Source organism: Geodermatophilus sp. SYSU D00079 (genome assembly GCF_054050635.1).
Genome location: NZ_JBJGZS010000032.1, coordinates 1 through 25,983, shown reverse-complemented (window position 1 = coordinate 25,983; position 25,983 = coordinate 1). Strand labels below are relative to the sequence as shown.

Below are 25,983 nucleotides of genomic sequence, written 5' to 3'. Positions count from 1 at the left end.
CCGCGCTCAGCCGGGCAGGCCGGTGGCGGTCGCGACGGCGGTGGACGGCTCACCGTCGGCCAGGTCGGCCACCCCGACGGTGGCCAGCCGGGCGAAGCCGATCCGCTCGTAGACGCGGGCCACGTCGTCGTCACCGGCGACGAGGAAGACCAGGTCGGCGGTCTCGCGGGCGTGCGCGGCCAGGGCCGAGGCCAGCCCGGCGCCCAGGCCGCGCCCCCGCAGCCGGGGCAACGTCGCCACACCGGTGATCTCGCTGACCTCGGTGCCACCGACGTCGACCGGGTGGTGGGCGCCCACGGCCACCGGCTCGCCGCCCTCGACGGCCACCATCATCACGGTGCGGCCGGTGGCGATCCGCTCCCGCAGCAGCGCCGTCTGCGGGGACTCCGGCACGGCCCCGACCGCGGCGTCCCCGACGTCGGCCCGCGGGCCGGGGTGGGCGAAGGCGATCGAGGCCAGCCGCTGGTAGCGGGGCAGCTCGGGGTCCTCGGCACCCACCAGGTACAGCCGCACGCCGTACGGGAGCAGCAGGTCCACCGGGTCGGCGGCGACCAGCAGCGGCGACTCCTCCACCACCAGCCCGGCCTCCCGCACCGCCGCGGCCGCCGACGGCGCGGACTCGCACACCCACTCCAGCGCGACCGGCAGGCCGGCCCGCCGCTGCACGCCGACGGCGGCGCGGACGTCGTCGGCGGTCACCACCACCCCGGGCCGCGGGCGGGCCGGGTAGGGCCAGTCGGGGCTGCCCACCGGGACGTCGAGGGCGCCGGCCTCCTCGATCCGGGCATCGGGCAGCGGCGCGGCGGCGAAGTACCGCTCGATGCACTCGAGCAGCCCGGGAGACGTGGGCACACGGGCACCCTAGACGGGGAGGGCCGCCGTACCGCCCCGCCCGGCTGCGCGGACCCCCGGGCGGGTGAGCCCCCCGGAGTGACCGGCACGATGGGCCCGTGACGGCAGGCACACGACCCCAGGTCTCGCCCTACGCGGTGTTCGACCGCGACTCGTGGCGGGCGCTCGCCGCCGGCGCGGCGCTGCCGCTGGACGAGGGGCAGCTGCGGGGGCTGGCATCGCTGGGCGACCGCATCGACCTCGACGAGGTCGCGACGGTCTACCTGTCCCTGGCCGGGCTGCTCGACCTGCACGTCGAGGCCAGCCGCCGGCTGTGGGCCGCCCGCAGCCAGTACCTCGGCGACGCCACCGCCAAGGTCCCCTACGTCATCGCCGTCGCCGGCAGCGTGGCGGTCGGCAAGAGCACCACCGCCCGGCTGCTGCAGACCCTGCTGGCGGCCGGTCCCAGCGCCCCCCGGGTGGACCTGGTGACCACCGACGGCTTCCTGCTGCCCAACGCGGAGCTGGAGGCGCGCGGGCTGCTGGGCCGCAAGGGCTTCCCGGAGAGCTACGACCGGCGGGCGCTGCTGCGCTTCCTCGCCGCGGTGAAGTCCGGGCGCGGCGCGGTCACCGCCCCCCTCTACGACCACCAGACCTACGACATCGTCCCCGGCGGCCGGCAGGTGGTGGACGGGCCCGACATCCTCGTCCTGGAGGGCCTCAACGTGCTGCAGGCCGGCCGGCGGGCCGACGGCAGCACCGCGGAGGTGTTCCTGTCGGACTACTTCGACTTCTCCGTCTACGTCGACGCCGCGGAGTCCGACATCCAGCAGTGGTACGTCGACCGGTTCCTGGCCCTGCGGCGGACGGCGTTCCAGGACAGCTCGGCGTACTTCCACCGGTTCGCCGACCTCACCGACGAGCAGGCCCGGGAGACCGCGCTGGGCATCTGGGCGGCGGTCAACGAGCCCAACCTGCGCAGCAACATCGCCCCCACCCGCTCCCGTGCCCGGCTGGTGCTGCAGAAGGCCGCCGACCACAAGGTCCGCCGCGTCCTGCTGCGCAAGATCTGAGCGCACGGCCGCCCTGGCGAGTCCTGACGACCCGATCGGGTGAGGTCGTGAGGTTCGTCACCTGACAGCGCCGGCCGCGCCGCCCACACTCGGGAACGTCCGGTCACCGGACCGCCACCCTCAGTGAAACCGGCGCGCCCCGCCGGGTCGATCGGAGAGAACCCGATGTGCTCCCACGTATCCCCCTGCCCTGACGCCACCAGCGACCTGCGCGACCTCGCCGCGGTGGTGAGCAGCCACCCCGAACAGGGCTGGAGCCTGCTGTGCAACGGCGTCGTCCTGTTCGACGACGACGGCGAACTGCTCCCCGACGGCCGCGTCGTCGCCGACCACCGCGCCTGGCTGGCGCCGCAGCTCGCGGCCCACTGACCGCCGGCCGGCGCCCGGCACCGCCCGGGCGCCGGCCCCTCCCCTCGTCGCTGCTGTTGTTCCCGTGCGCGGTTCGAGCCGCGTCGTGTTGGGGATAACGGTAGTACGGGCGGCGCACGACCGCCGAGGGCGTGCTGGCCGGGGGCCGGCGGCCGCGCTGCGCGGCCGCCGGCCGCGCGTCAGGCCTGGGCGCCGGCGGGCAGCGCGTCGGCCGCGGTGCCCATGTCGTCCGGCGAGCCCTCGGCCCGCCCGGGCACCCGTGCCCGGACCGCCGGGGCGGGCGCCGGCTCCTCGAAGGCCTCCGGCGGCGGGCACGAGCACACCAGGTTGCGGTCGCCGTAGGCCTGGTCGATGCGCCGCACCGGCGCGAGGTACCCGCGCCCGCGCAGGGCCGGGACGGGGAAGACGGCCTCCTCCCGCGGATAGGGCCGGTCCCACTCCCCCGCGAGCATCGCCAGCGTGTGCGGGGCGTTGCGCAGCGGGTTGTCGGTGCGGTCGTACTCGCCGGCGGCCACCCTCCCGATCTCCTCGCGGATGGCGACCATCGCGTCGACGAACCGGTCCAGTTCGCCCTTGTCCTCGCTCTCGGTCGGCTCGACCATCAGCGTGCCGGCCACCGGGAAGCTCATCGTCGGGGCGTGGAAGCCGAAGTCGACCAGCCGCTTGGCGATGTCGTCGTTGGTGATGCCGGTGGCCTTGGTGAGCGGCCGGATGTCGAGGATGCACTCGTGGGCGACCAGCCCACCGGCGCCGGTGTAGAGCACCGGGTAGTGCTCGCGCAGCCGCGCGGCCAGGTAGTTGGCCCCGAGGATGGCGTGCTCGGTGGCGCGGGTCAGCCCGTCGGGGCCCATCAGCCGCAGGTACGCCCACGAGATGGGCAGGATGCCCGCCGAGCCCCACGGCGCCGCCGACACCGCCGGCCCCCGCGCGCCGGTGTCGACCAGCGGGTGGCCGGGCAGGAACGGCACCAGGTGCTCCCGGACGCCGATCGGGCCCACCCCCGGGCCGCCGCCGCCGTGCGGGATGCAGAACGTCTTGTGCAGGTTCAGGTGGCTGACGTCGGAGCCGAACCGGCCCGGCCGGGCGAGCCCCACCATCGCGTTGAGGTTGGCGCCGTCGACGTAGACCTGGCCGCCGGCGTCGTGGACCGCCGCGCAGATCTCCTGGATCTCGGTCTCGAACACCCCGTGCGTCGACGGATAGGTGATCATGATCGCGGCCAGCCGCGCGGCGTGCTGGTCGATCTTGGCCCGCAGGTCGGCCACGTCGACGTTGCCCGCCTCGTCGCAGGCGACCACGACGACCCGCATGCCGGCCATCACCGCGCTCGCGGCGTTGGTGCCGTGGGCGGAGGAGGGGATGAGGCAGACGTCGCGGTGCGCCTCGCCCCGGGAGTGGTGGTAGCCGCGGATGGCCAGCAGCCCGGCGAACTCGCCCTGCGACCCGGCGTTGGGCTGCACGCTCACCGCGGCGTAGCCGGTGATCTCGGCCAGCGCGGTGCACAGCTCGTCGATCAGCTGCCGGTAGCCGCGCGCCTGCTCGGCCGGGGCGAAGGGGTGCAGCTGGGCGAACTCCGGCCAGGTGATCGCGGCCATCTCGACCGCCGAGTTCAGCTTCATCGTGCAGGAGCCCAGCGGGATCATCGTGCGGTCCAGCGCGAGGTCCTTGTCCGCGAGGGACCGCAGGTAGCGCAGCAGCGCGGTCTCCGAGCGGTGCGCGGAGAACACCGGGTGCGTGAGGAACGGGGTGCGGCGGCGCAGCCCCGGCGGCAGCGCGTCGGCACCGCCGTCCTCCAGCGCCGCCCGACCCTCGCCGGTGCCGTCCGCCGGGACGCCGAAGGCCGCGGCCACCACGCGCAGCGTGTCCGGCGTCGTCGTCTCGTCGCAGGCGACGCCGACCGTGTCGGCGTCCACCAGCCGCAGGTTGACCCGCCGCTGCGCCGCGGCGGCCACCACCTCGGCCGCGCGGCCGGGCACCCGCGCCTGGACGGTGTCGAAGAACCGGTCGTGGACGACCTCGACCCCGCCGGCGCGCAGCCAGGTGGCCAGGGTCTGCGCGCTGCGGTGCACGCGGGCGGCGATCGCGGTCAGGCCCTCGGCGCCGTGGTAGACCGCGTACGCGCCGGCCATGACCGCGAGCAGCACCTGGGCGGTGCAGATGTTGCTGGTCGCCTTCTCCCGGCGGATGTGCTGCTCGCGGGTCTGCAGCGCCAGCCGGTAGGCGACGTCGCCGTCGGCGTCCACCGACACCCCGACCAGCCGGCCGGGCAGCTGGCGGGCCAGGCCCTCGCGCACCGACAGGTAGCCGGCGTGCGGCCCGCCGTAGCCCATGGGGACGCCGAAGCGCTGGCTGCTGCCGCAGGCGACGTCCGCGCCCCACTCCCCCGGCGCCTCCAGCAGGGTCAGCGCGAGCAGGTCGGCGGCGACCACGACCGCGGCGCCGGCCTCGTGGGCGGCGGCGGCCAGGGCCCGGTGGTCGCGGACGGCGCCGCTGGCGCCCGGGTAGGACAGCAGGACGCCGAACGCGCCGGCCCCGGGCAGGTCGGCCGGCCAGCCGCCGGACAGGTCGGTGACGTGCAGGGGGATGCCGAGCGGCTCGGCGCGGGTGCGGAGGACGGCGAGGGTCTGCGGGAGGGTGTCGGCGTCGACGACGAAGACGGCGTCGGCCGTGGCCCGGCCGGCGCGGCGCACCAGCGTCATGGCCTCGGCGGCCGCGGTGGCCTCGTCCAGCATCGAGGCGCCGGCGACCGGCAGACCGGTCAGGTCGGCCACCATCGTCTGGAAGTTGATCAGGGCCTCGAGGCGGCCCTGGCTGATCTCCGGCTGGTACGGGGTGTAGGCGGTGTACCAGGCCGGGTTCTCCAGGATGGTGCGCTGGATGACCGCCGGGGTGACGGTGCTGGAGTAGCCCAGCCCGATCATCGAGGTGTAGACGTCGTTGGCGGCCGCGCGGTCCCGCAACAGCCGCAGCACCGTCGCCTCGTCGGCGGCCGCGGGCAGGTCCAGCGGCGTCCGGTCGTGCACCCCCTCGGGCACCGCGGCATCGACCAGCGACTGCAGCGAGGGGTGTCCGACGGCCGCGAGCATCGCCTCGGTCTCGGCCGGCCGCGGGCCGATGTGCCGGGAGGCGAAGGACCCCGACGGGTCCAGCGCGGAGAGTGCGGGCAGGGACTCAGGGGCACGGTCCGCCATTACATCGACGCTACCAGCGCTCCGGCCCCCGGCCGGATCGGCGATCGCACCCCACGGGGCGCACCGCGCGGGATGCCCGTGGGGGGAGGCGTCCCCTCAGACGGCCGCGCGACGGCGGCGGCGCAGCGAGAGCTCGTCGTCGGCGGGGTGCACGGTGCCGCCGTCGATGCGCTCGGCCGGCAGCTCGGCGAGCTCACCGGAGAGCTCGCGCAGCGCACCGGAGACGGCGATGCCGAACACCCCCTGCCCGCCGGCGAGCAGGTCGACGACCTCCTCGGCGGAGGTGCACTCGTACACCGTGGCACCGTCGGAGAAGAGGGTGACGTTGGCGAGGTCCTTGATGCCGCGGTTGCGCAGGTGGTCGACGGCCTTGCGGATGTTCTGCAGCGAGACCCCGGTGTCCAGCAGCCGCTTGACGACCTTGAGCACGAGGATGTCGCGGAACGAGTACAGCCGCTGGGTGCCCGAGCCGGTGGCGCTGCGCACCGAGGGTGCGACCAGGCCGGTACGGGCCCAGTAGTCCAGCTGGCGGTAGGTGATGCCGGCAGCGGCACACGCCGTCGGGCCGCGGTACCCGACCAGGTCGCTGTCGACCTCGTCGTAGGACGGCGCCCCCACAGCGGCGTCGCTGAAGAGCTGACCCTGGGAGCCGTTGCTCTGGTCGCTCACGTCAGCGTCCTCCTCTGCGTCCCGCAGCGTTCGCCGCGGCGACCCGGCGGGCGCACCGTCGTCCGTGTCACTGCACGTCCCAGGTGTCACACCGGTGTTGTTCGCCGACCGTAAGCCGGGCCCAGGGGTCGGTCAACTGAGGCGGGCGGCGTGTCGCCGCACTCATCCTTCCGAGGGGTATCGGCAGGTGGCGCACCGGACTTGAGCCGTTCCGGTACCTCCGTGGCCGGTGTGACGGGAGTGACCACGGAGGTGCGGAGGCCGGGTCAGGGGGTGCCGCCGGAGCCGGAGCCGGCCCCGAAGTCCTCCGGGGAGATCTGGTCGAGGAACTCGCGGAACTTCTCGACCTCGTCCTCCTGCTCGTCGGGGATCTCGATGCCGACCTCGTCCAGCAGGTCCTCGGCGCCGTAGATGGGCGTCCCGGTGCGGACGGCGAGCGCGACGGCGTCCGACGGGCGGGCGCTGACCACGCGGTCGTTGCCGAAGACCAGCTCGGCGATGTAGATGCCGTCGCGCATCTCGGTGATGTTGACCGCCTCGAGGGTGGCGCCCAGCGCGCGGACGACGTCCTTGAGCAGGTCGTGGGTCATCGGCCGCGCCGGCCGCACCCCCTGCTGCTCGAAGGCGATCGCGGCGGCCTCCACCGCGCCGATCCAGATCGGCAGGTACCGCTCCCCCTGCGTCTCCTTGAGCAACAGGATCGGCTGGTTCCCGGGCAGCTCGACCCGGACCCCGACGACTCTGAGTTCCTGCACGATGGGGCTCCCTCAGCTGCGGGCCCGCTAGGGGCGGTGGATCGGTCGGGCGGCTGGTGGACGGGTCGGGTGCCGAGCCCTCCGCGGGGGCCGACGGCGACCACGGTACGCCGGAGTCAGGGGCGCAGGAGGTCCCGGAGCCGTGCCTCCAGCAGCGCGCCGTGCAGCTGCGCCGACAGGGTGGCCAGTTCCTGGAGCTTCTCCGTGGCGCGGGTCCGGGCCTCCTCCGACCGCGCCCGCAGCACCGGTGCGACCAGCTGCTCCACCAGCCCGGCCTCGCGCTCGGCGCCGTTCTGGTAGACGCGCAGGTGCCGCGGCTCGATGCCGTGCCGGGCCAGCCCCGCCGCCGCCCGGGCGATGGGCAGGTCCGCGGCCGGGTGCCGGCCGTCGGCGTCGGGGGCCAGCAGGCCGAACTGCACGCAGTCGGCCAGCTGCCCCGGCTCCAGGCCGGCCGCCCGGGCGAACTCCTCCGCCGGCAGGCTGCCGGCCGCCCGCTCCGCGGGCGCTCCCCCCGACGGCGCCGGTGCCGAGCCGGGCAGCGGCTCGCCCCGGTCCAGCGCGTCCAGGTGCTCCTTGATGACCTTCAGCGGGAGGTACTGGTCCCGCTGGGCGGCCAGCACGTACCGCAGCCGGGCGACGTCGGCCGAGGAGAACTTCCGGTAGCCCGACGGCGTGCGCTGCGGGTGGACGAGGTCCTCGGACTCCAGGTAACGGATCTTGCTGATCGTCACGTCGGGGAAGTCGTCGCGCAGGACGGTCAGCACCTCGCCGATGGTCAGGCGGGGGGCGTGCTGGTCGTCGGCGTCCCCGAACGCGCTCGCGCGCGAGGCCACCGCGCTCACGCCGCCGTCGGCGCCGGGGACGACCCCCGGGAGGGGCGTTCCCGGGGCTTCACGGGCGAGGAGCGGGCTCGCCCGTGCGCGGACCGGTGAGGTACACGAGCCGGAACTTGCCGATCTGCACCTCGTCGCCGCCGGCCAGGGAGGCGACGTCGACCGGCTCGCGGTTGACGTAGGTGCCGTTGAGGCTGCCGACGTCGTGGACGGAGAAGCCGCCGCCCTCGCGGTGGAACTCCACGTGCCGGCGGCTGACGGTGACGTCGTCGAGGAAGATGTCGCTGTCGGGGTGGCGGCCGGCGGTCGTCACGTCCTGGTCGAGCAGGAAGCGGCTGCCGGCGTTCGGGCCGCGCTTGACGACCAGCAGCGCCGAGCCCGCGGGCAGCGACTCCACCGCGCCGGCGTGGGCCTCGCTCTCGGTGACCTCGGGGGTCTCCGCGGAGTCCTCGCCGCCCACCTTGGGGATGACGCTGGTGGACTCACCGATGCGCTCCTGGGACAGCGCCGCGCCGCACTGCGCGCAGAAGCGACTGCCCTCGGGGTTGTTGTGGCCACAACGAGTGCAGTGCACGTCTGTCTCCTCCGGTGCAAGGGGTGGCACCGCCGCGGGCCAGGTCGAGTGGCCGCGGGCGGCCGGCGGACGACGGGCCGGACAGCCCGTCGTGGGTCGACCGCCGTGTGGGTCACGGCGGGCCGTGGGTCATGGAACCAGCGGCTGACCCGAGGGTCAACCGGACGTTCAGGGTGGGCTCGCGGCGCCCACGAGGGTGCCGCGGGATCCCGCCCCGGGTGAGCATAGTGATCGCCCGCGGGGGCTCCGGCGGGGTCGTCCCGCGGCTGCCGGGCCGGCCCCGCTCGCCGCCGGGCTGCTCCCCGCGCCGGCGTCAGCCGGCGTCGACCAGCGCCTGGTAGGCGGCGGCGTCCAGCAGCCCCTCGGTGGGGTCACCGGCGCCGTCGGGCAGCTGGATCTCCACCAGCCAGCCGGCGCCGTAGGGGTCGGCGTTGATCGTCTCCGGGGCGTCGGTGAGCGCCTCGTTGACCGCGCTGACCACGCCGGACACCGGCGAGTAGACGTCCGACACCGACTTGGTGGACTCCACCTCGCCGATCGGGTTGCCCGGGCCCACCTCCGTGCCGACCTCCGGCAGCTGGACGAAGACGATGTCGCCCAGCGCGTCCTGCGCGTGGTCGGTGATCCCCACCCGGACGACGGCCGCCCCGCCGCCGTCCTGCAGCTGGGCCCACTCGTGCTGGTCGGTGTAGCGGCGGTCGTCGGGGGTGGCCATGCGGCGTCGTCTCCAGTCACGGGTGGGAAGAGCGGGCGTTTCAGTCGTCGCCGTCGTCCGGCGCAGCGTATTGAGGCGTGTCCAGCGGCCGCAACGCGTCGACGACGACGTCGTCGGACTGCTGGATCTCCACGGTCCCGCCCTGGCGGCCCACCCGGTCCACGACGCCGCCGGGGATGTTCATCGCCGTCTGGAGGTCCTGCGGGGAGCCGATGACCAGCACCTCGTAGGGGCTGCTCACCTCCTGGCCGTCGACCCGCAGCTGCCCGGGCTCGCCGGTGACGGCGGTGGAGACCCCGACCCGGACGCCGTCGATCTGCATCGTCTCCGCGCCGGCGCCACGCAACTCCTGGACGGCGTCGAGCAGGTCGGCGACGCGGACCCCGCCCTCCGGGTCGCGGATGGTCATGACCAGCCCGGGCCCCTGGGCGGCCACGGTGCCGTTGAGGATGCCCAGGGCCTCGGCCCGGTCCCGGGCCTCCTGCAGGGCCGCCTCGGTCTGGCTGTCGGTGTTGGTGAGCTCCCGCAGCGCGGCGCGCTGGTCGGCGATCTGGGCCCGGAGGCGGTCCTCGCTGGCGTTGAGCTCGTCGAGGATGCGCACGAGGTCCTCCTCGCGGGCGCCGGCGAGGTCCTCGCCGGTGCCGGTGCTGCGCACCTGGACGGCGAAGGCGAACCCGAGCAGCAGGGTGAGCACCGTGATGAGCAGCGCGGCCAGCGGGTCGCGCCGCCGGCGGCGGGCCGGGGCGGCCGGGCTCCCGGCTCCAGCGGACGCCGCCGGCCCGCCGTCCGCGGCGGCGGGCGCGGGGGGGTCGCCGTCCGGGGGTGCGGCGTGGTCCGTCGCGGGGGTGTCGCCGCCCGCCTCGGGGGCCGGCGCCGGCGCGTCGTCGCCGGGCGGTCGGGGGGTCTCCTCCGGCGGGTCCGCCGGCCGGTCCTGGGCGCTCATGCCCGGAAGACGTGCCGCCGGATCGCGGCGGCGTTGCCGAAGATGCGGATGCCGAGGACGACGACGACGGCGGTGGACAGCTGCGCGCCCACGCCGAGCTGGTCGCCGAGGAAGACGATGAGGGCGGCCACCACCACGTTGGACACGAAGGAGATGACGAACACCTTCGCGTCGAAGATGCCGTCGAAGCGCGCCCGGACGCCGCCGAAGACCGCGTCCAGGGCGGCGACGACGGCGATCGGCAGGTAGGGCTGCAGCCACAGCGGCACGGTGGGGTCGAAGACGAGGCCCAGGACCACGCCCACCGCCAGACCGATGACGGGGATCACGGCTCAGCCTCCGGGCGTGGGGTCGGGTGCCGGCGCCTCGGGCTCCTCGGACAGGGGCGCGGCGGATCGGAGCTGCGGGGAGCTCCCGGCGGGCAGGGACAGCTCGTCCTCCTGGGCGAAGTCGAAACGGAGTCCGAAGGACTCGGAGTAGCCGGCGAGGGCGACCACCTCGGGGCTGGCCAGGAACCGGGACCGCAGGGTGTCGGGGTCACCGATGGCGCTGACCAGGTAGGGGTTGGCGACCGGGCGGAAGTCGACCAGCACCGCCTCGCCGGCGAACCGGATGGCGGTGGTGGGCCCCAGCCGGCGGCCGTTGATGCCGACCGCCTCGGCGCCGGCCGCCCACAGCGCGTTGACCACCACCTGCAGGTCCCCGTCCAGCACCTGGCCGCGGGGGTCCTCCTCCCCCGCCCCGCCCACCGGGTCGGCGTCGGCGTCGGGCTCGGCGTCGGCCAGGGTGACCAGCAGGCCCGGGCCGGTGACCGGCTCGAGGGCGGCGGCCAGCTCGGCGTCGGCGAGTTCCTCCAGGGCCCGCTGGCCGACGGCGGTGGCGGCCAGGGCGTCGTCCCGGGCGGTGCTGACGTCGCGGCGCAGCTGCTCCAGCTCGGCGGCCAGCCCGTCGGTCAGCTCGGACTCCTCCTCGATGTCGGCCACCAGCGCCTCGCGCACCTGCTCGCGGCCCTGCGCCCCGGCGGCGGCCTGGTCGTAGGTGACCGCGGCGAGCACGCCGGTGACGGCCATGACCAGCGCGACCGCGCCCTGCCCCCAGCGGCGACGGCGCGGGGAGCGCTCCTCCCCCGCCGCGGCGCGGGCCGCGGCGGCCTCGGCGGCCTGCCGGTAGGCCGGGTCGAGCGTCTCGGCCAGCACCTGGTCCAGCAGCGAGGCGCCCAGCGAGCGCGGCCCCCCGCCGCGCTGCAGCGTCGAGGTCACGGCCCCGTCCCGGCGCGTTCGGCGCGGAGGATGCCCACCACCTGGGCGACGTAGAAGACCCCGGCGAGGACGTAGAGCACCCCGCCCCAGATGGTCAGCGCCCAGGCCAGCGGCTGGGCCACCGCGGCGACCGGGCCCTCGCCGTCGGCGAGCAGGAGCAGGGGGAAGGCGTAGAGCAGGATGAACGTGGCCGCCTTGCCCAGGTAGTGGACCTGCAGCGGCGGGTACCCGTGGCGGCCCAGCAGCAGCATCATCAGCCCGAGCACCAGCTCCCGGCCCAGCAGCACGGCCACCACCCACAGCGGCACGACGTCGCGCAGCACGAAGGCGACCAGCGTGGCGATGATGTAGAGGCGGTCGGCGGCCGGGTCCAGCAGCGCCCCGAGCCGGCTGGACTGCCCCAGGGCGCGGGCGAGCTTGCCGTCGGCCCAGTCGGTGACGCCCGACAGCGCCAGCACCAGCACCGCCCAGCCGTCGGCCTCGGGGCCCAGCAGCAACCACAGGAACAGCGGCACGCCGAGCAGCCGCAGCACCGACAGCGCGTTCGGCAGCGTCCAGACCCGGTCGGGCAGCTCGTTGCGGTCGGAGACGACCGGGCCCGGCCGGCCCCCGTCGGCGAGGGGTGCCGGGACCGCCGCCGAGGAACCGTTGGACGACGTCACGAGACCTCCAGCCTGCTGAACACCGCCTGCGAGGCTAGTGCCCCCACCGGACACTGCTCGCAACGGCGCACCGGGCTGCCCCGTGCCCCGCCCGCGTCCAGGAGCGGCCCTGGACGCGGACGGGCCCGCCTACGCGGGCACGGCGGTCAGGGAGGCCGGCGCCGGCTCGTAGCCCATCGGCCGGCGGGTGAAGCTGCCGGTGCCGTGGGAGACCGAGCGCAGCGCCCCGGCGTAGGTGAGCAGCTCCACCTCGGGCACCTCGGCGCGCACCGTCGTCCGGTCGCGGTCGGGGTCGGCGTCGCTGCCGGTGACCCGCGCCCGCCGTCCGGACAGGTCGCTCATCACCGCCCCGACGTACTCCCCCGGGACGACGACCTCGACCTCGCACCACGGCTCCAGGACGCGGGTGCCGGCCGCGGCCACCGCCTCCCGGAGGGCGAGGGCACCGGCGGCCTGGAAGGCGGCGTCGGAGGAGTCGACCGAGTGCGCCTTGCCGTCGACGAGCGTGACGTGCACGTCGACGATCGGGCGGTCACCGGACACGCCCCGCTCGGCCTGGGCCCGGACGCCCTTCTCCACGCTGCCGTGGAACTGGCTGGGCACCGTGCCGCCGACGATCCGCTGCTCGAAGACGATGCCCGAGCCGGGGGCGCCCGGCTCGGCCTCGACGACCACGATCGCGTACTGGCCGTGCCCGCCGGACTGCTTGACGTGCCGGCCGGTGACGCGGGCCGGGCCGGCCAGGGTCTCCACCATCGGCACCCGGACCGGCACGGTGGTCACCGAGACGCCGTGGCGCACGCGCAGCCGCTCCAGCAGCACCTCGGCGTGGGCCTCGCCCACGCACCACAGCAGCAGCTGGCCGGTGTCGGGTCGGCGCTCCAGGCGCACCGTGGGGTCCTCGGCGACCAGCCGGGTCAGCGCGGTGGCCAGCCGGTCCTCGTCGGAGCGGGACGCCGCCTCGAGGGCGACCGGCAGCTGCGGGGTGGGCAGGTCCCACGGCGGGACCAGGCGCGGGTCCTCCGGTGCGGAGAGGGTGTCGCCGGTCTCGGCGGAGGCCAGCCGGGCGACGGCGCAGATGTCGCCGGCCGGGCAGGCGGCGACGGGGCGCAGGGTGGAGCCCAGCGGGGAGGACACCGCGCCGATGCGCTCGTCGACGTCGTGGTCGGGGTGCCCGCGGTCGGCCATGCCGTGTCCGGAGACGTGGACGGGGGTGTCCGGGCGCAGGGTGCCGGAGAACACCCGCACGAGCGAGACGCGGCCCAGGTAGGGGTCGGTCGTGGTCTTGACCACCTCGGCGACCAGCGGGCCGTCGGGGTCGCAGGACAGGGGCGGCGCCGGGGCGCCGTCGGGCCGGGTGACCGGCGGGCAGCCGTGCTCCATCGGGCACGGGAAGCCGTTGACCATGAGGTAGAGCAGGGAGTCGATGCCGATGCCGGCCAGCGGGGCGGCACAGAGCACCGGGTGGAAGTGGCCACGGGCGACCGCGGTCCCCAGGTCGCTCATCAGGTCGCCCTGCACGAGCTCGTCGCCGGCGAGGTAGCGCTCCATGAGCGCCTCGTCCTCGCTCTCGCCGATGATGCCCTCGATCAGCTCGCTGCGGAGCCGGTCGGCGTCGGGGGCCCCCGCACCGGGCTCGAGCAGGTTCACCAGGCCCGAGACGGACCCGTCCGGCCCGCGCTCGACCAGGTGCACGGGGTAGACGCCCTCGCCGAGCATCGTCTGGCACAGCCGGACGGTCTCCTCGACGTCGGCGCGGGCGCGGTCGAGCTGGGTGATGACCACCGCGCGGGGCATGCCGACGGCGGCGCACTCCTCCCACAGCTGCACGGTCCCGGCGTCGACCCCGGCCACCGCGGAGACCACGAACAGGGCGGCGTCGGCCGCCCGCAGCCCGGCGCGCAGCTCACCGACGAAGTCCGGCGAGCCCGGCGTGTCCAGCAGGGTGATGCGGTGGTCGGCGTGCTCGACGGTGGCCACGCCGAGGGAGACCGACCGCTGCTGGCGGACCTCCACCTCCTCGTTGTCCAGGCAGGTGGTGCCGTCCTCGACCCGGCCGGCGCGGGGCAGCGCCCCGGTGGCGACCAGCAGCGCCTCGGCGAGGGTGGTCTTGCCTGCTCCGGCGTGGCCCACCAGGGCCACGTTGCGCACTTTGCTCGCCGGTCGCGGGGCCGGCGCGGTCGCGGTCTCCTTCGCCACCGGTCAGCCGTTCGCCGGCTCGGGGACGACGGCGCAGGACCCGGCGGCCGGGTGGAAGACCCCGGTGTGCCCGTCGGGGTCCCACTCGACGACGTAGGGCGGCCCGCCACCCTGGCCCCGCACCTCGACCACCCTGCCGGTGCGCTCCGGCTCTCCCTGGTGGGTGGAGTGGACGACGATCCTGTCCCCGACTCGAGCTTGCACGGCGGCCTCCCGGCGGTCCCGGTCTGTGGTGTGGCTCACAGCCTGCCCGCGGTGCGGGGCCCGATCAAGGGCCCGCCGCCCGCGGCCGCCGGACCCTCCCCCGGCGGCCGCGACCCGGCCCGCGCGGGGCCCGGGCCGCGGCGGTCAGCGGCCGAGGAGCTCGGCGAGGGTCAGCCGGCCGGCGCGGTCGCGGTCCACCACCAGCGCCGGCTGCCGGCCCGCGGCGCGCCGCAGCGCGGCCCACCGGGCGGTGTGCCGCCGCATGGAGCGGGCGGGGATGCGCCGGCCGCGCGCCACCTGCCCGTGCGCGGCCAGCTCCGGGGCCACGTCGAGCAGCACCAGGCGCACCTCCCGGCCGGCCCGCCGGGCGGCCCGCAGCACCAGGCCGCGCCAGCGCGGGCGGGTCCAGGGGTCGGTGAGGACGACGACGGGGACCGGCCCCCGGATGCTCCGCAGCACCCGCCACCGGTGGCGGGTGTGCACCCACGGGCGCAGCAGCCGGTAGGGGACGCGCGACCCGGCCGCACCGGGGACCTGCTCGGAGTCCAGTCCCACGACGCCGGGCACGTCCCGGGCGAGCAGCCGGCGCAGCAGCGTGGTCTTGCCGCTGCCGGGCAGCCCGCCGACCACGACGAGCAGCCGGCCGCCGTCCGCGGCCGGCGGCCGGTCCTCCTGCACGAGTGCTCCGGTGCGCACGCCCACCTCCCTACCTGGACCCGCCAGGGTGCGCCGCCGGCCTCGGTGTTCCCGGGGCGTCGGCTGTGGGCTCCCTGGGAGCGCCGCCGTGGCGCCCCGGCGGCGGCGAGCGGCTGGTCCCGTCCGGGTCAGGCGGTGGGCGGCACCACGCGGTCCAGCCAGCCGAGCAGGTCGGCGACGACCTCGTCACGGTTGGTCTCGTTGAACACCTCGTGCCGGGCGCCCTCGTAGACCCGCAGGGTCACGTCGGTCAGGCCGGCGTCCCGCAGCCGCTGCACGAGCCCGTGGACCAGGGCCAGCGCGCCGCCGACCGGGTCCTGGTCGCCGACCGCGACGTACACCGGCAGGTCACCGCGCAGGCCGCCGAGCCGCGCCGGGTCGGCGAGCTGCCGCGCCGAGACGAACATCTGCCGGCCGTCGGCCTGGGACAGCCCGAAGCCGCACCGCGGGTCGGCCACGTACGCGTCGACCTGCGCCTCGTCGCGGGTGAGCCAGTCGTAGTCGGTGCGGGCCGGGGCGAAGGCGGCGTTGAACGCCGAGAGGTCCAGGGGCGCGTCGAGGTCCAGGGCCGGCTCCAGCAGGTCCAGGGCCGCGGTGCCGGTGAGGACCAGCCCGGCGAGCTCGTCGCCGTGGTCGAGCACGTACTGCTGGGCGGCGAAGGAGCCCATGCTGTGGCCGAGCAGCACCAGCGGCAGGCCCGGCAGGTCGGCCCGGACCCGGTCGGCGACCCGGCCGATGTCGCCCACCAGCTCGTCCCAGCCGCCCGGGCCCAGCTCGCCCCACCGCCCGTCGCGGGCGGTGGCGCCGTGCCCGCGGTGGTCCTGGCCGACGACGACGAACCCGGCCGCGGTGAGGTCGGCGGCCAGCGGCTCGTAGCGCAGCAGGTGCTCACCCATGCCGTGGGTGAGCTGCACGACACCCCGCGGCGGGCCGGCGGGGTCCCAGCGGTAGGCGGTGACGGCGACGTCGGGCGCCGAGGGGACCTGCAGTTCCGTGGGTGGCATGCGCGGAGGCTACGGCCGACGGCGCCTCCGCCGCGCCGGGAGCGGGCGCCGGGACGACGGGCGGCGCCACCCCTGGGAGGTGGCGCCGCCCGGTGCTCTCGTCGCGGGTCAGTCGTCGGCGTCGTCGCCCGGCCCGGAGCCCGGGCCCGGGCCGTGGGAGCCCGGGCCGGTGCGGTCCACCAGCGCCTCGATGCGCTCCCCCAGCTCCGCCAGCCGCTGGTCGGCCTCCTGCTGGCTCAGCCGGCCGTCCTCGACGGCGGTGGCGATGCGCTCCCGCGCCGCCTCCGTCAGCGCGGTCACCAGCGTGTCCCGGTCGACGCCGCGGTCCGCAGCGACCGTCGCGAGGGTGGCGCCGTCGGCCGCGAGGGCGGTGCGCAGCTCCTCCTCGGTCGTGCCGAGCGCCGTGGCGGCCGCCGCGAGACCCGGCCGGCCGCCGTGGTCCCCGCGGCCGCCGAGGCCGGCCTCGCCCAGCGTGCTGGCGACCTCGTCGGCCTGCTCCTCGCTGAGGGAGCCGTCGGAGACCAGACCCGAGAGCGCGTCCCGGACCCGGTCCACCGCGGAGGACGAGGCCGCCCCGGTGCCGTCGGTGTCGGCCAGTGCCGGCACGGCCACGGCCAGGCCGGACAGCGCCAGCACGCCGGCCGTGGTGGTGGTGATGACGAACGTCCTGCGCACGGGGGTCTCCTCGCCGGTGGGTGGTGGGTCGTCCCGAGCGTCGGGGGCGCGCCTGTGGTGGCCCTGGGAGGCGCCCCCGGCCTTGCTGTGGGTCCGGGGGATCCGTGTCGTCGGCGCGGTTTGTTAGGGATAACGGTCGTACGCGCCTCCGGGGTCGACCCCGCCCGCGTGCCCGGCGGGGGCAGCCCCCGTGGCCGCTGCGTGCCGGACCGACCCGGCGCCCGGGGGCATGTGCCCCCGGACGGTGCCGCTCAGGGGGCCGGATCGCCCACCCCGGCGTCCACGGCGGCGGTGTGGGCGGCGATCAGCTCGCCCAGCGGCCCGACGACGGCGGCCGGCAGCGCGTGCCCCATCCCCGGCACCGTGGCCAGCCGGGCCGAGCCGATCACCGCGGCCAGGTGCGCCGCGTGCGGCGGCGGGTTGACCGGGTCCTCCGGCGCCTCGACCACCAACGTCGGCACCCGGACGGCGGCCAGCTCCGCGCCCCGGTCGAGGCCGGACTGGTCGGCCAGCGCGTGCGCCACCGGGCCGCGCGGCGTGCCGCTGTGGGCGATGACCCGCTCCTCCAGGGCCCGGAACTCCGCGGGGTCGAACGGCACGCCGTCCCCGTTGAGCAGCCGCCAGTGCTCGACCCGCCAGGCCAGCTCGGCCTCGGCGTCCCGCTCCTCCCCCATGGACGCCCAGTAGGCCACCACGTGCTCCGCCGGTCCGGGCAGGTCCGCACTCCCGCCGGCCAGGCCGGTGCCCAGCGCGCAGGTGCACAGGAGGGTGGCGCTGCGCAGCCGGTCCGGGGCGTCGAGGAGCAGCAGCTGGACGAGGATGCCGCCCATCGACATGCCGACGACGTGGGACCGGTCGATGCCGAGCGCGTCGAGCACCCGGACGGCGTCGGTGGCGAGGTCCCGGACGGCGTAGGGGCGCTGCTCGAAGGCGCGGGTGGAGCGGCCGGTGTCGCGGTGGTCGTAGCGCACCACCCGGTGCTGCCGGGCCAGCCGGTCGACCAGGGCCTCAGGCCAGGTCAGGCCGCTGGCGTTGGCCCCCATGACCAGCAGCAGCGGCGCAGCGGCGGGGTCGCCGCGCTCCTCGGCCCAGAGTTCGACGCCGTCGTCCACGGGGATGCGGTGGTCCATGCCGCCACCGTGACCCGCGGGCGGGCGCCGCGTCGACCGGTTTCCCGAGGCGGTCATGCTGGGGCCATGACGAGCAGCGACCACGTGGCCGGCCGGGAGCAGGAGACGGGGCGGGCGCACGCCGTCCCCCGCGCCGACGCCGACGGACCGCCGCCGTGGGTGGCGGTCTGCGGCACGCCGGTCGCCGTCGTCCAGGGCAGCTGGAGCGGGCGGCGCGGACTGGGGTCCGACGACGTGTGCCCGCGGTGCCGGGAGCAGGCCCTCTCCTGAGGCCGCCGCACACCCGAGCCGGCGCCCCTGCCATGGCCCGGGCGCCGCTGGACCTCAGTCCTCCGGGGGCGGCGGCTTGTACGGAGCGGTGGCGCCGGCGTCCACCGTCAGCGTGAGGCCGGTGACGTACCGGGACTCGTCGGAGGCGAGGTAGAGGACGGCGTTGCTGACGTCGACCGCGTCGATCCACGGCACCGGCAGCGCGTTGACCGCCCGGAACGCCCGGCTGGCGTCCTCGCGGCCGGCGCCGCCCAGCCCGAACAGCTCGTAGGTCGCGGGGTTCTGCACCATCGGGGTGTCCACGGTGGTCGGGTGCACGGAGTTGACCCGGATCATGTGCGGGGCCAGCTCCATCGCCATCGCCCGCATCAGGCCGGTGACCCCGTGCTTGGCACTGACGTAGTGGGCGAACCCCAGGTACGCCACGAGCCCGGCGACCGAGCTGGTCAGGATGATCGACCCGCCCTGCCCGCGCTCCACCATCGACGGCGCGGCCGCGCGCACGGTCTTCCACACGCCGGTGAGGTTGACGTCGACCACCTCCTGCCAGACGTCCTCGTCGAGTTCGAGCACCCCGCCGAAGCTGAGGATCCCGGCGTTGGCGACGACCACGTCGATGTGGCCGAACTCCGCCAGGCCCTCCTCGACGACGCCCTGCAGTGCGGCCAGGTCGCGGACGTCGGCGCGCCGGGCGAGGATCCGCCGGTCGAGCGCCTCGACCTCCTGGACCGTCTCCGCCAGGTCCTGCTCACCGGCGCCCGGGTAGGGCACCGAGGGCAGGTCCTGGCAGACGTCCACCGCGATGACGTCGGCGCCCTCCTGGGCCAGCCGGACGGCGTGGGAGCGGCCCTGCCCCCGCGCCGCCCCGGTGATGAACGCGACCTTCCCCTCGACTCGTCCCACGGTGCGTCTCCCTCTCGACGGGAGGGCGCCGGAGCGCCCTCGGTGGCCGCTCGGGCCGTCGCCGGCCCCGCGGGCCCGGTCCGCCGGCGCCGGGCGCCGTGGGCTCCGGGGTTCGGGGTGCGACGCCGGTCATGGTGCTCCCGACCGGGCGGGCGAGGGTCCCTCCGGTGCGCGGGCGCTCAGGCGGGGGCGGCGTCGTCGGGTGCGGCGGGGCCGCCCGCGCCCAGCCGGGCGGCGACGTCGGCGCGCAGCGCCTTCTTGTCGATCTTGCCGACGGTGGTGGTGGGCAGGGCGCCGACCAGCTCCAGCCGCTCGGGCCAGGTGGTGCGGGCGACGCCCGCGGCGGCCATGGCGGCCCGGACCTCGTCGAGGGTGAGCGTCGTGCCGGGCCGGAGGACGACGTAGGCGCACACCCGCTCCCCCAGCTCGGCGTCGGGCATGGCCACCGCGGCGACCTGGGCGACCTGCGGCAGCCGGTAGACGAGGTTCTCCACCTCCTCGGCGCTGATCTTCTCGCCGCCGCGGTTGATCATGTCCTTGTCCCGGCCCTCGACCACCAGGTTGCCGTCGGGCCGGCGGCGCACGACGTCGCCGCTGCGGTACCAGCCGTCGGGGGTGAAGGCGCGGGCGTTCTGCTCGGGGGCGCGGTAGTAGCCCCGCGGGGTGTACGGGCCGCGGGTGAGCAGCGCGCCGGGGGTGCCGTCGGGCACGTCGCGGTCGGACTCGTCGACCACGCGCACCTCGTCGCCAGGGCTCAGCGGCCGGCCCTGGGTGGTGCAGACGACCTCCTCGGGGTCGTCGAGGCGGGTGTAGTTGAGCAGCCCCTCGGCCATGCCGAACACCTGCTGCAGCGTGGCCCCCAGGACCGGGCGCACCTGCCGGGCGACCTCGTCGGCCAGCCGTGCCCCGCCCACCTGGAGCAGGCGCAGGCTGCCCAGCTGCGCCGCGCCGTGCTGCAGCCAGCGCTGGGCGACGGCGGGCACGGCCGCGGTGACCGTGACGCCCTCGGCCGCGATGGTGGCGAAGGCCCGCTCCGGCTCGGGCGAGGCGAGCATGACCACCCGGCCGCCGGCCAGCAGCGTGCCCAGGATGCCGGGGCAGGCCAGCGGGAAGTTGTGCGCGGCGGGCAGCGCCACCAGGTAGACGGTGTCCTCCCCGAGGCCGCACAGCTGCGCGCTGGCCCGGGCGTTGTAGGCGTAGTCGTCGTGGGTGCGGGCGATCAGCTTGGGCAGGCCGGTCGTCCCGCCGGAGAGCAGGAACACCGCGACGTCCCGGCTGTCGGGCGGGTCGGCGTCCCACCGGTCCCGGCCGGTGTCCCCCGCCGGGTCGCAGAGCCCGGTCAGGCCGGTGCCGCCCGGTCGCACGTCGTCGCCGGCGACCAGCACGTGCCGCAGCGCCGGGGCGCCGGCCGCCAGCTCGGCGGCCATCTGCTGGTGGTCGAAGCCGCGCAGCACGCCGGGGACCGCGAGCGCGGCGGCCTCGCTGTGGTCGACCAGGTACGACAGCTCGTGGCGGCGGTGCCCCGGCAGCGCCATGACCGGCACGATCCCGGCCCGCAGACAGGCCAGCGTCAGGACGACGAACTCCCAGCAGTTGGGCAGCTGCACCACGATCCGGTCGCCGCGGGCCAGGCCGAGGTCGTCGACCAGCCGCGCGGCCAGGGCGTCGGCCCGGGCGGTCAGGGACCGGTGGGTCAACCGGACGTCGCCGTCGACGAGGGCGACGGCGTCCGGACGGGCGTCGGCCGCGGTCCACAGCTCCGCGCCGAGGGACTGCCCGCGCCACCAGCCGCGCTCGGTGTACTCCCGGGCGAGCTCCTCGGGCCAGGGGACGACGCCCTCACGGACCGGGGTCGCGGTGCCGTGCTCGGCCATGTCGGTGCGCCTCCTCGCGGACGGGGTCAGGACGCGCCGACCGGCACGCCGACCAGGTCGGTGCGCCCCGACAGCACCGCGGTGGTCGCGGCGTCGTCGTCCGGTGCGTCCTCGACGGTCAGGGTGGGCGCGCCGCGGCCCAGGCGTGCCTCCTCGCCGAGCAGGCGGCGGGTCAGCGGGCTCCCGCCGCGGACGGCCACCAGCGCCGCACCGGCCGCCAGCCCCGCGGCGAGGACGTCCAGCGCGGCCGGCAGGCCCGTCTCGTCGTCCGGGGTCGGCACGGCCAGGGCCCACGGCCCGCCGGCGGAGGGGCCGGTGCGCAGGGGCAGCCGGCCGGTGGGCAGCCGGACGGCGTCCGGCTCGACCGCCACCACCCGCCCGGGCAGCACCTGCCCGGCGACCTCGAGGGGGCTGTCGAGCGGCTCGGCGCCGTGCTCGGCGCGCCAGCGCGCGTGGACGGCGTCGACGAAGCCGTCGTCGCGCCGTCGCAGCCGGGCGTCGGTGAGCGACCGGGTGAAGAAGTGGTAGGCGAACTGCCAGGGCGGCAGCGCGTCGTGGCTGCGGCCGAAGTGCTCCCACCACGACAGGCTGGGGCGGGCGGAGTCCTGGATCCGCGCCGCCTGCGGCTGCCGGACCGCCTCGTACTGCTCGAGCGCGGCGTCGACGTCGTCGCGGTGCTCGTCGAGGGCCGCGACCAGCGCGACGGCGTCCTCCATGGCCATCTTGGTGCCGGAGCCGACCGAGAAGTGCGCGGTGTGGGCGGCGTCGCCGAGCAGCGCGATCGCGGTGCCGCCGACGCGGTGGTGCCAGCGCCGGGTGCGGCGGGTGCGGAAGTTGCCCCACCGGGAGTTGTTGACCAGCAGCGGGTGCCCGTCGATCTGCCCGGCGAACAGCTCCTGCAGGTAGGCCCGGGTCTTCTCGTCGCTCGGGCCGGGGGGCGCGGTGACGTCGAACGCGTCGAGGCCGGCGGCGCGCCAGGAGTCCTCGTCGGTCTCGACGATGAAGGTCGAGACGCCGGTGCCGATCGGGTACCCGTGGACGGCGAACACCCCGTGCGGCCCGCGCTCGTGCACGAAGGTGAGCCCCTCGAAGGGATAGGTGGTGCCCAGCCAGACGAACTTGGCGGTCGCCGTCTCGGCCGAGGGCCTGAAGACGTCGGCGAAGCGCTCGCGCACCCGGGAGTTGGCGCCGTCGGCGGCGACCACCAGGTCGTAGCCGGCCGCCAGGACGTCCTCCGGGTGGACCTCGGTGGAGAAGCGGACGTCGACGCCGGCCTCGACCGCCCGCCGCTGCAGCAGCGACAGCAGCGTCCTCCGCTCCACGGCGGCCATCCCGTTGCCGCCGCAGCGCAGCCGCTCCCCGCGCAAGCGGACCTCGATCGGGTCCCAGTGCACGCCGTGCTCGGTGAGGGCCGTGCGCAGCACCGGGTCGGCGTCGTGGATGCCGGCCAGCGTCGCGTCGGAGAAGACCACCCCGAAGCCGAAGGTGTCCTCGGCCCGGTTGCGCTCGAGGACCGTCACCTCGCGCGACGGGTCGGCGCCGCGGGCCAGCGTCGCGGCGAACAGGCCGCCGGGCCCGCCGCCGAGCACCGCGATCCGCACCCGGCCTCCCCTCCACCCGGGGTCCCCACCCCACATCCGGCCCCACCCTGGCACGACGGGGCGCACGCCACACCACGCCCGCGCCCGCCGTCCGGGGAGGTGGCCCGCCGCCGGGCCGCGGGGCGGGGACGGCCACACTGCCTCGGGTGGAGCACACCCCGACGACCCCCGCCGCCGTCCTGGTGCACGGCCTCTGGCACGGCGCGTGGTGCTGGGACGCCGTCCGCACCGCCCTGGCCGCGCGCGGCGTCGACAGCGTCGCCGTCGACCTGCCGCTGACCGACCTGCCCTCCGACACCCGAGCGGTGCTCGACGCCCTCGACGACCTCGGCCGGCCGGCGGTGCTGGTCGGCCACTCCTACGGCGGGGCGGTCGTCACCGGCGCGGGCACGCACCCGCTGGTGCGCGAGTTGGTCTACCTCGCGGCGTTCCAGCTCGACGAGGGCGAGTCGGTCAGCCGCACCCGCGCCGGGGAGGGCCTGCCGGACACGCGGCTGGGCGAGGCGGTGCGGGTGTCCGGCGAGGAGGTGGGCCTGGACCCCGAGCTCGGCCCGCGGCTGCTGTACGGCGACGCACCGGCCGAGGTCGCGGCGGCCGCCGCGGCCCGGCTGCGCCCCGTCGCCCGGGCGGTCTTCCGCGGGGTGCCCGCGGCGATCGCCTGGCGGACGGTGCCGTCGACCTTCGTGGTCTGCACCGCCGACGAGGTGGTGCACCCCGAGCGGCAGCGGGCGATGGCGCGGCGGGCCACCCGCACGGTGGAGTGGGCGTCCGGGCACAGCCCCGCCGCCTCCCGGCCCGAGGCGGTCGCCGACCTCGTCGCCGAGCGGGTTACCGCCGCGGGCCGGGCGGGGTAGCCCGGGAGCCCACCGCCCGGGATCGGTGCCACGCTGCACGGCATGACCGACCTCGACGACGTCTCGGCGCTCGCCGCCGGCGACCACCACCTCGCGGTGGTCGCCACGCTGCGGGCCGACGCCACCATCCAGGCGTCGGTGGTGAACGCGGGGCTGCTCCCCCACCCGGCCACCGGGCAGCGCGTGGTGGCGTTCGTGACCTACGGCCCGGTCAAGCTGGCCAACCTGCGCGCCCGGCCGCAGGTGGGCCTCACCTTCCGGCACGGCTGGGAGTGGGCGACGGTGGAGGGCCGCGCGCAGCTGGCCGGGCCGGACGACCCGCAGCCGTGGCTGGAGGGGCCCGACGCGCTGCGGCTGCTGCTGCGCGCGGTGTTCACCGCGGCCGGTGGCCGGCACGACGGCTGGGAGGAGTACGACCGGGTGATGGCCGAGCAGCGGCGCACCGCCGTCCTCGTCGACCCGGCCCGGGTCTACAGCAACCGGTGACCGCCGCCGGCGACCCTCACGCCCGGCCGGCGACGGCGGCCGGCTGCCGCGTCGGCTCCCGGTCGGCGGCCTGCGCGGCCCGGTGGGCGAAGGCGATGATCGGGCCGAGGGTGGCCCCACCGGCCCAGTAGGCCTGACCGGAGGCGGAGGCGACGCAGTTGCCCACCCCGTACAGGCCGGGGACCGGCGTCCCGGTGTCGTCGAGCACCTGGCCGTCGGGGGTGGTGCGCGGGCCGCCCTTGGTGTCGAGCGTGCCGCCGGTGACGAGCGCGGCGTAGTACGGGCCCAGGTCGCTGATCGGCCACATGGTGGGGTTGGATCGGCCCGGCTCGTCCGCGACCGGCCCGTTGAACAGCAGCTGCACCGCCTTCTCGCCGCGGTGGAAGTCCTCGTCGACGCCGCGCTCGGCGAAGCCGTTGAACCGCTCGATGGTCCTGCGCAGGGTGGGGACGAAGTCGGGGGCGAGGGTGAGCCCACCGGTCACCGCCGCGTACCGGCGCAGCCGCTCGCCGATGGCGTCGGCGAGCGCCTCGAGGGTGTCGCCCCGGATGACGTGCGAGTCGTCGGTGCCGGGCGGCACGATCAGCCGGCCGTACTCGTCGCTGGCCGAGTGGTCCTGGCTGTGCTGGTCCCAGATCTGCACCAGCACGAGGTGGGGGTACTCGCCCCTGCCGCCGTCCCAGGTGGAGAAGACCTGGGCCAGCTCGTTGTACTGCAGCTTCTCGTTGACCACCCGCCGGCCGGTCTTGTCGACGAAGAGCATCGAGTCGCCGGCGACGGAGAACATGCCGATCAGGCCCGGGTCCCGCGCCACCGCCCGCTCCAGCGGGATCGGGCACATCCAGGCGCGGTTCATGTTCCGCAGCTGGGCGCCCAGCGGCGCGGCGATGGCGAGGAAGTCGCCCTCGTTCGTGGTCGCGGCGCACCCGCCGTAGACCCCGGCGGGCAGGTGGGCCCGCCGCAGCTCGACGTCGTGGGTGAACCCGCCGGTCGCGAAGACGACGGCCTTGCGGGCGGCGACGCGGTGCGTGCGGCCGTCCCTCGTGGTCGCCTCCACGCCGACGACCGCGCCGTCGCGGACCACCAGGCGCTGCACCCGGTGGCCGGTGCGGACGTCCACGCCGTCGCGGCGGGCCGCGGCGCTCATCGACTCCACCGCGACGACACCGCCGTCGGACATGCTCTCCCGGGCGCCGCGCGGGACCAGGACCCGCCCGGTGGGCGCCTTGTCCTCGGGGAGCTCCGACCAGTAGTCCGGGACCTCCGCGCAGTGCCGGTACTCCAGGGCGCCGCGCTCGGCCAGCAGCTCGGCGGCCGGCGAGGCGCTGGCGTAGACCGCCCGGCACGCGTCGTACTCCCACTGCGCCAGGCCCAGGGTCGGTGAGGTGGGGTCGTAGGCGGTGGGGCGGGACAGCCGGGCCACGTACCGCAGGAAGTCCGCCTCCTCGTCGACGGTGCCCGCCGCCCGCATCGGCTCGTTGGCCGGCACCCAGTACCAGAAGGCCGCCTTGCGGGCCGTGCCGCCGAGCTCGTCGGCCTTCTCCAGCAGCACCACCTCGTTGCCGAGCCAGCGGCTGAACAGCGCGGTGGGCAGACCGGCTCCGCCACCGCCGACGACGACCACGTCGGCGACGGCTTCGGGGGAACGGTCGTCGGGGACCGGAGCGGCGGACTCCCGGGCCGGCGACGCAGCCGTCGCCTCGGTGCGGGGGGCGGGGATCTCGTCGGGGAGAGGCATGGGGGCCTCCGGTGCGGAGGGGGTGGGCGACAGCCCAGCGCGTCCGGCGCTCCCGGTCAAGGCGTGCGGCCGCGCCGTCCGGACCAGGCGTCCGGGGCGCCGACCGCGCGGTCATCTGCCACGGTGGAGCCCCCGCAGCCGTCCGGGCTGCCTCCCTGAGGAGTTGGGTTGAGCAACCACGTCTACCGGATGAGCGAGATCGTCGGCAGTTCCCCCACCAGCGTCGACGACGCGATCCGCACGGCGGTGCGCAAGGCATCGCAGACCGTGCGGAACATCGAGTGGCTGGAGGTCCAGCAGATCCGCGGCATGGTCGAGAACGGCGACGTCGCGTACTTCCAGGTCGAGATGAAGATCGGCTTCCGCGTGGAGGACTAGCTCCCGAGGCCGGGGGGGGGGGGGGGGGGGGGGGGGGGGGGGGGGGGGGGCGGGGGGGGGTGTGCTGGGGGGGGGGTGGGCGGGGGGCGCGGGGGGG

General features: G+C 76.4%; 27 protein-coding genes. 6 read left to right on the top strand and 21 right to left on the bottom strand.

What is annotated here, in order from left to right; all coding sequences use genetic code 11:
• Positions 1-6 precede the first annotated feature (6 nt).
• Positions 7-852 (bottom strand): GNAT family N-acetyltransferase, encoded by an 846-nt coding sequence (locus ACI79E_RS19975; protein ID WP_456934319.1) that lies wholly within the window; start codon positions 850-852, stop codon positions 7-9.
• 98 nt (positions 853-950) lie between these two features.
• On the opposite strand from ACI79E_RS19975, the gene coaA reads away from it, so the two are divergent.
• Together coaA and ACI79E_RS19965 are read left to right on the top strand one after the other, a co-directional pair.
• Positions 951-1,904: a type I pantothenate kinase gene (gene coaA / locus ACI79E_RS19970; protein WP_456934318.1), complete on the top strand. Its 954-nt coding sequence runs from the start codon at positions 951-953 to the stop codon at positions 1,902-1,904.
• A 165-nt stretch (positions 1,905-2,069) separates the two neighbouring features.
• Complete coding sequence (locus tag ACI79E_RS19965) at positions 2,070-2,273, top strand: DUF5999 family protein (protein ID WP_456934317.1); 204 nt, start codon at positions 2,070-2,072, stop codon at positions 2,271-2,273.
• A 179-nt stretch (positions 2,274-2,452) separates the two neighbouring features.
• Here ACI79E_RS19965 and gcvP read toward each other — a convergent pair whose 3' ends face one another.
• From gcvP to ACI79E_RS19885, 16 genes are all read right to left on the bottom strand, one after another.
• Positions 2,453-5,464, bottom strand: coding sequence for an aminomethyl-transferring glycine dehydrogenase (gene gcvP, locus ACI79E_RS19960; RefSeq protein WP_456934316.1), 3,012 nt, complete (start codon positions 5,462-5,464; stop codon positions 2,453-2,455).
• Positions 5,465-5,560: 96 nt separating this feature from the next.
• A complete protein-coding gene (locus ACI79E_RS19955; protein WP_456924009.1) occupies positions 5,561-6,133 on the bottom strand; it encodes a MerR family transcriptional regulator in 573 nt (190 codons plus the stop codon).
• Between the two features lie 266 nt (positions 6,134-6,399).
• Complete coding sequence (locus tag ACI79E_RS19950; RefSeq protein ID WP_456934315.1) at positions 6,400-6,888, bottom strand: bifunctional nuclease family protein; 489 nt, start codon at positions 6,886-6,888, stop codon at positions 6,400-6,402.
• A gap of 116 nt (positions 6,889-7,004) precedes the next feature.
• Positions 7,005-7,730 (bottom strand): transcriptional regulator FtsR, encoded by a 726-nt coding sequence (gene ftsR / locus ACI79E_RS19945; protein WP_456934314.1) that lies wholly within the window; start codon positions 7,728-7,730, stop codon positions 7,005-7,007.
• Positions 7,731-7,779: 49 nt separating this feature from the next.
• The gene (odhI, locus tag ACI79E_RS19940) at positions 7,780-8,295 is read right to left on the bottom strand and encodes an oxoglutarate dehydrogenase inhibitor Odhl (RefSeq protein WP_456934313.1); all 516 of its coding nucleotides are present in this window, start codon (positions 8,293-8,295) and stop codon (positions 7,780-7,782) included.
• A 313-nt stretch (positions 8,296-8,608) separates the two neighbouring features.
• Entirely contained in the window at positions 8,609-9,010 is a 402-nt protein-coding gene (gene gcvH, locus ACI79E_RS19935; protein WP_456934312.1) for a glycine cleavage system protein GcvH, read from the bottom strand.
• 40 nt (positions 9,011-9,050) lie between these two features.
• Positions 9,051-9,953 carry a DUF881 domain-containing protein gene (locus ACI79E_RS19930; protein WP_456934311.1) on the bottom strand — a complete coding sequence of 301 codons (903 nt, stop codon included), beginning with the start codon at positions 9,951-9,953 and terminating at the stop codon, positions 9,051-9,053.
• The gene (locus ACI79E_RS19925; protein WP_456924003.1) at positions 9,950-10,282 is read right to left on the bottom strand and encodes a small basic family protein; all 333 of its coding nucleotides are present in this window, start codon (positions 10,280-10,282) and stop codon (positions 9,950-9,952) included. Before ACI79E_RS19925 ends, ACI79E_RS19930 begins: the two co-directional genes overlap by 4 nt.
• 3 nt (positions 10,283-10,285) lie before the next feature.
• A complete protein-coding gene (locus tag ACI79E_RS19920) occupies positions 10,286-11,212 on the bottom strand; it encodes a DUF881 domain-containing protein (RefSeq protein WP_456934310.1) in 927 nt (308 codons plus the stop codon).
• Positions 11,209-11,874, bottom strand: coding sequence for a CDP-alcohol phosphatidyltransferase family protein (locus tag ACI79E_RS19915; RefSeq protein ID WP_456934309.1), 666 nt, complete (start codon positions 11,872-11,874; stop codon positions 11,209-11,211). The genes ACI79E_RS19920 and ACI79E_RS19915 overlap by 4 nt, the downstream gene beginning before the upstream one ends.
• Positions 11,875-12,003: 129 nt before the next feature.
• Positions 12,004-14,073 (bottom strand): elongation factor G-like protein EF-G2, encoded by a 2,070-nt coding sequence (locus ACI79E_RS19910; RefSeq protein ID WP_456934308.1) that lies wholly within the window; start codon positions 14,071-14,073, stop codon positions 12,004-12,006.
• A 3-nt stretch (positions 14,074-14,076) separates the two neighbouring features.
• Complete coding sequence (locus ACI79E_RS19905) at positions 14,077-14,277, bottom strand: DUF1918 domain-containing protein (protein WP_456934307.1); 201 nt, start codon at positions 14,275-14,277, stop codon at positions 14,077-14,079.
• Positions 14,278-14,421: 144 nt separating this feature from the next.
• Entirely contained in the window at positions 14,422-14,973 is a 552-nt protein-coding gene (locus ACI79E_RS19900; RefSeq protein WP_456934306.1) for an AAA family ATPase, read from the bottom strand.
• A 128-nt stretch (positions 14,974-15,101) separates the two neighbouring features.
• The gene (locus ACI79E_RS19895) at positions 15,102-15,977 is read right to left on the bottom strand and encodes an alpha/beta fold hydrolase (protein ID WP_456934305.1); all 876 of its coding nucleotides are present in this window, start codon (positions 15,975-15,977) and stop codon (positions 15,102-15,104) included.
• 108 nt (positions 15,978-16,085) lie between these two features.
• Complete coding sequence (locus ACI79E_RS19890) at positions 16,086-16,652, bottom strand: hypothetical protein (RefSeq protein WP_456934304.1); 567 nt, start codon at positions 16,650-16,652, stop codon at positions 16,086-16,088.
• A 251-nt stretch (positions 16,653-16,903) separates the two neighbouring features.
• Positions 16,904-17,782: an alpha/beta fold hydrolase gene (locus tag ACI79E_RS19885; protein WP_456934303.1), complete on the bottom strand. Its 879-nt coding sequence runs from the start codon at positions 17,780-17,782 to the stop codon at positions 16,904-16,906.
• A 66-nt stretch (positions 17,783-17,848) separates the two neighbouring features.
• Here ACI79E_RS19885 and ACI79E_RS19880 point away from each other — a divergent pair, with 66 nt between their 5' ends.
• On the top strand, positions 17,849-18,052 hold the full coding sequence (locus tag ACI79E_RS19880) for a hypothetical protein (protein WP_456934302.1): 204 nt from the start codon (positions 17,849-17,851) through the stop codon (positions 18,050-18,052).
• Positions 18,053-18,106: 54 nt separating this feature from the next.
• Here the strand turns inward: ACI79E_RS19880 and ACI79E_RS19875 are convergent, their stop codons facing one another.
• The 3 genes from ACI79E_RS19875 to ACI79E_RS19865 all read right to left on the bottom strand — a co-directional run bounded on the left by ACI79E_RS19875 (position 18,107) and on the right by ACI79E_RS19865 (position 22,430).
• A complete protein-coding gene (locus tag ACI79E_RS19875) occupies positions 18,107-18,955 on the bottom strand; it encodes a mycofactocin-coupled SDR family oxidoreductase (RefSeq protein ID WP_456934301.1) in 849 nt (282 codons plus the stop codon).
• 179 nt (positions 18,956-19,134) lie between these two features.
• Positions 19,135-20,829, bottom strand: coding sequence for a (2,3-dihydroxybenzoyl)adenylate synthase (locus ACI79E_RS19870; RefSeq protein ID WP_456934300.1), 1,695 nt, complete (start codon positions 20,827-20,829; stop codon positions 19,135-19,137).
• 26 nt (positions 20,830-20,855) lie between these two features.
• Positions 20,856-22,430, bottom strand: coding sequence for an FAD-dependent monooxygenase (locus tag ACI79E_RS19865; RefSeq protein ID WP_456934299.1), 1,575 nt, complete (start codon positions 22,428-22,430; stop codon positions 20,856-20,858).
• 146 nt (positions 22,431-22,576) lie between these two features.
• On the opposite strand from ACI79E_RS19865, the gene ACI79E_RS19860 reads away from it, so the two are divergent.
• Positions 22,577-23,284, top strand: a complete 708-nt coding sequence (locus ACI79E_RS19860; RefSeq protein ID WP_456934298.1) for an alpha/beta fold hydrolase — start codon at positions 22,577-22,579, stop codon at positions 23,282-23,284.
• A 42-nt stretch (positions 23,285-23,326) separates the two neighbouring features.
• Entirely contained in the window at positions 23,327-23,770 is a 444-nt protein-coding gene (locus ACI79E_RS19855; protein ID WP_456934297.1) for a TIGR03618 family F420-dependent PPOX class oxidoreductase, read from the top strand.
• Positions 23,771-23,786: 16 nt separating this feature from the next.
• On the opposite strand, the gene ACI79E_RS19850 is transcribed toward ACI79E_RS19855, so the two are convergent.
• Complete coding sequence (locus tag ACI79E_RS19850) at positions 23,787-25,508, bottom strand: FAD-dependent oxidoreductase (RefSeq protein ID WP_456934296.1); 1,722 nt, start codon at positions 25,506-25,508, stop codon at positions 23,787-23,789.
• A gap of 168 nt (positions 25,509-25,676) precedes the next feature.
• Here ACI79E_RS19850 and ACI79E_RS19845 point away from each other — a divergent pair, with 168 nt between their 5' ends.
• Complete coding sequence (locus ACI79E_RS19845; RefSeq protein ID WP_456934295.1) at positions 25,677-25,886, top strand: dodecin; 210 nt, start codon at positions 25,677-25,679, stop codon at positions 25,884-25,886.
• The last annotated feature ends 97 nt before the right edge of the window (positions 25,887-25,983 follow it).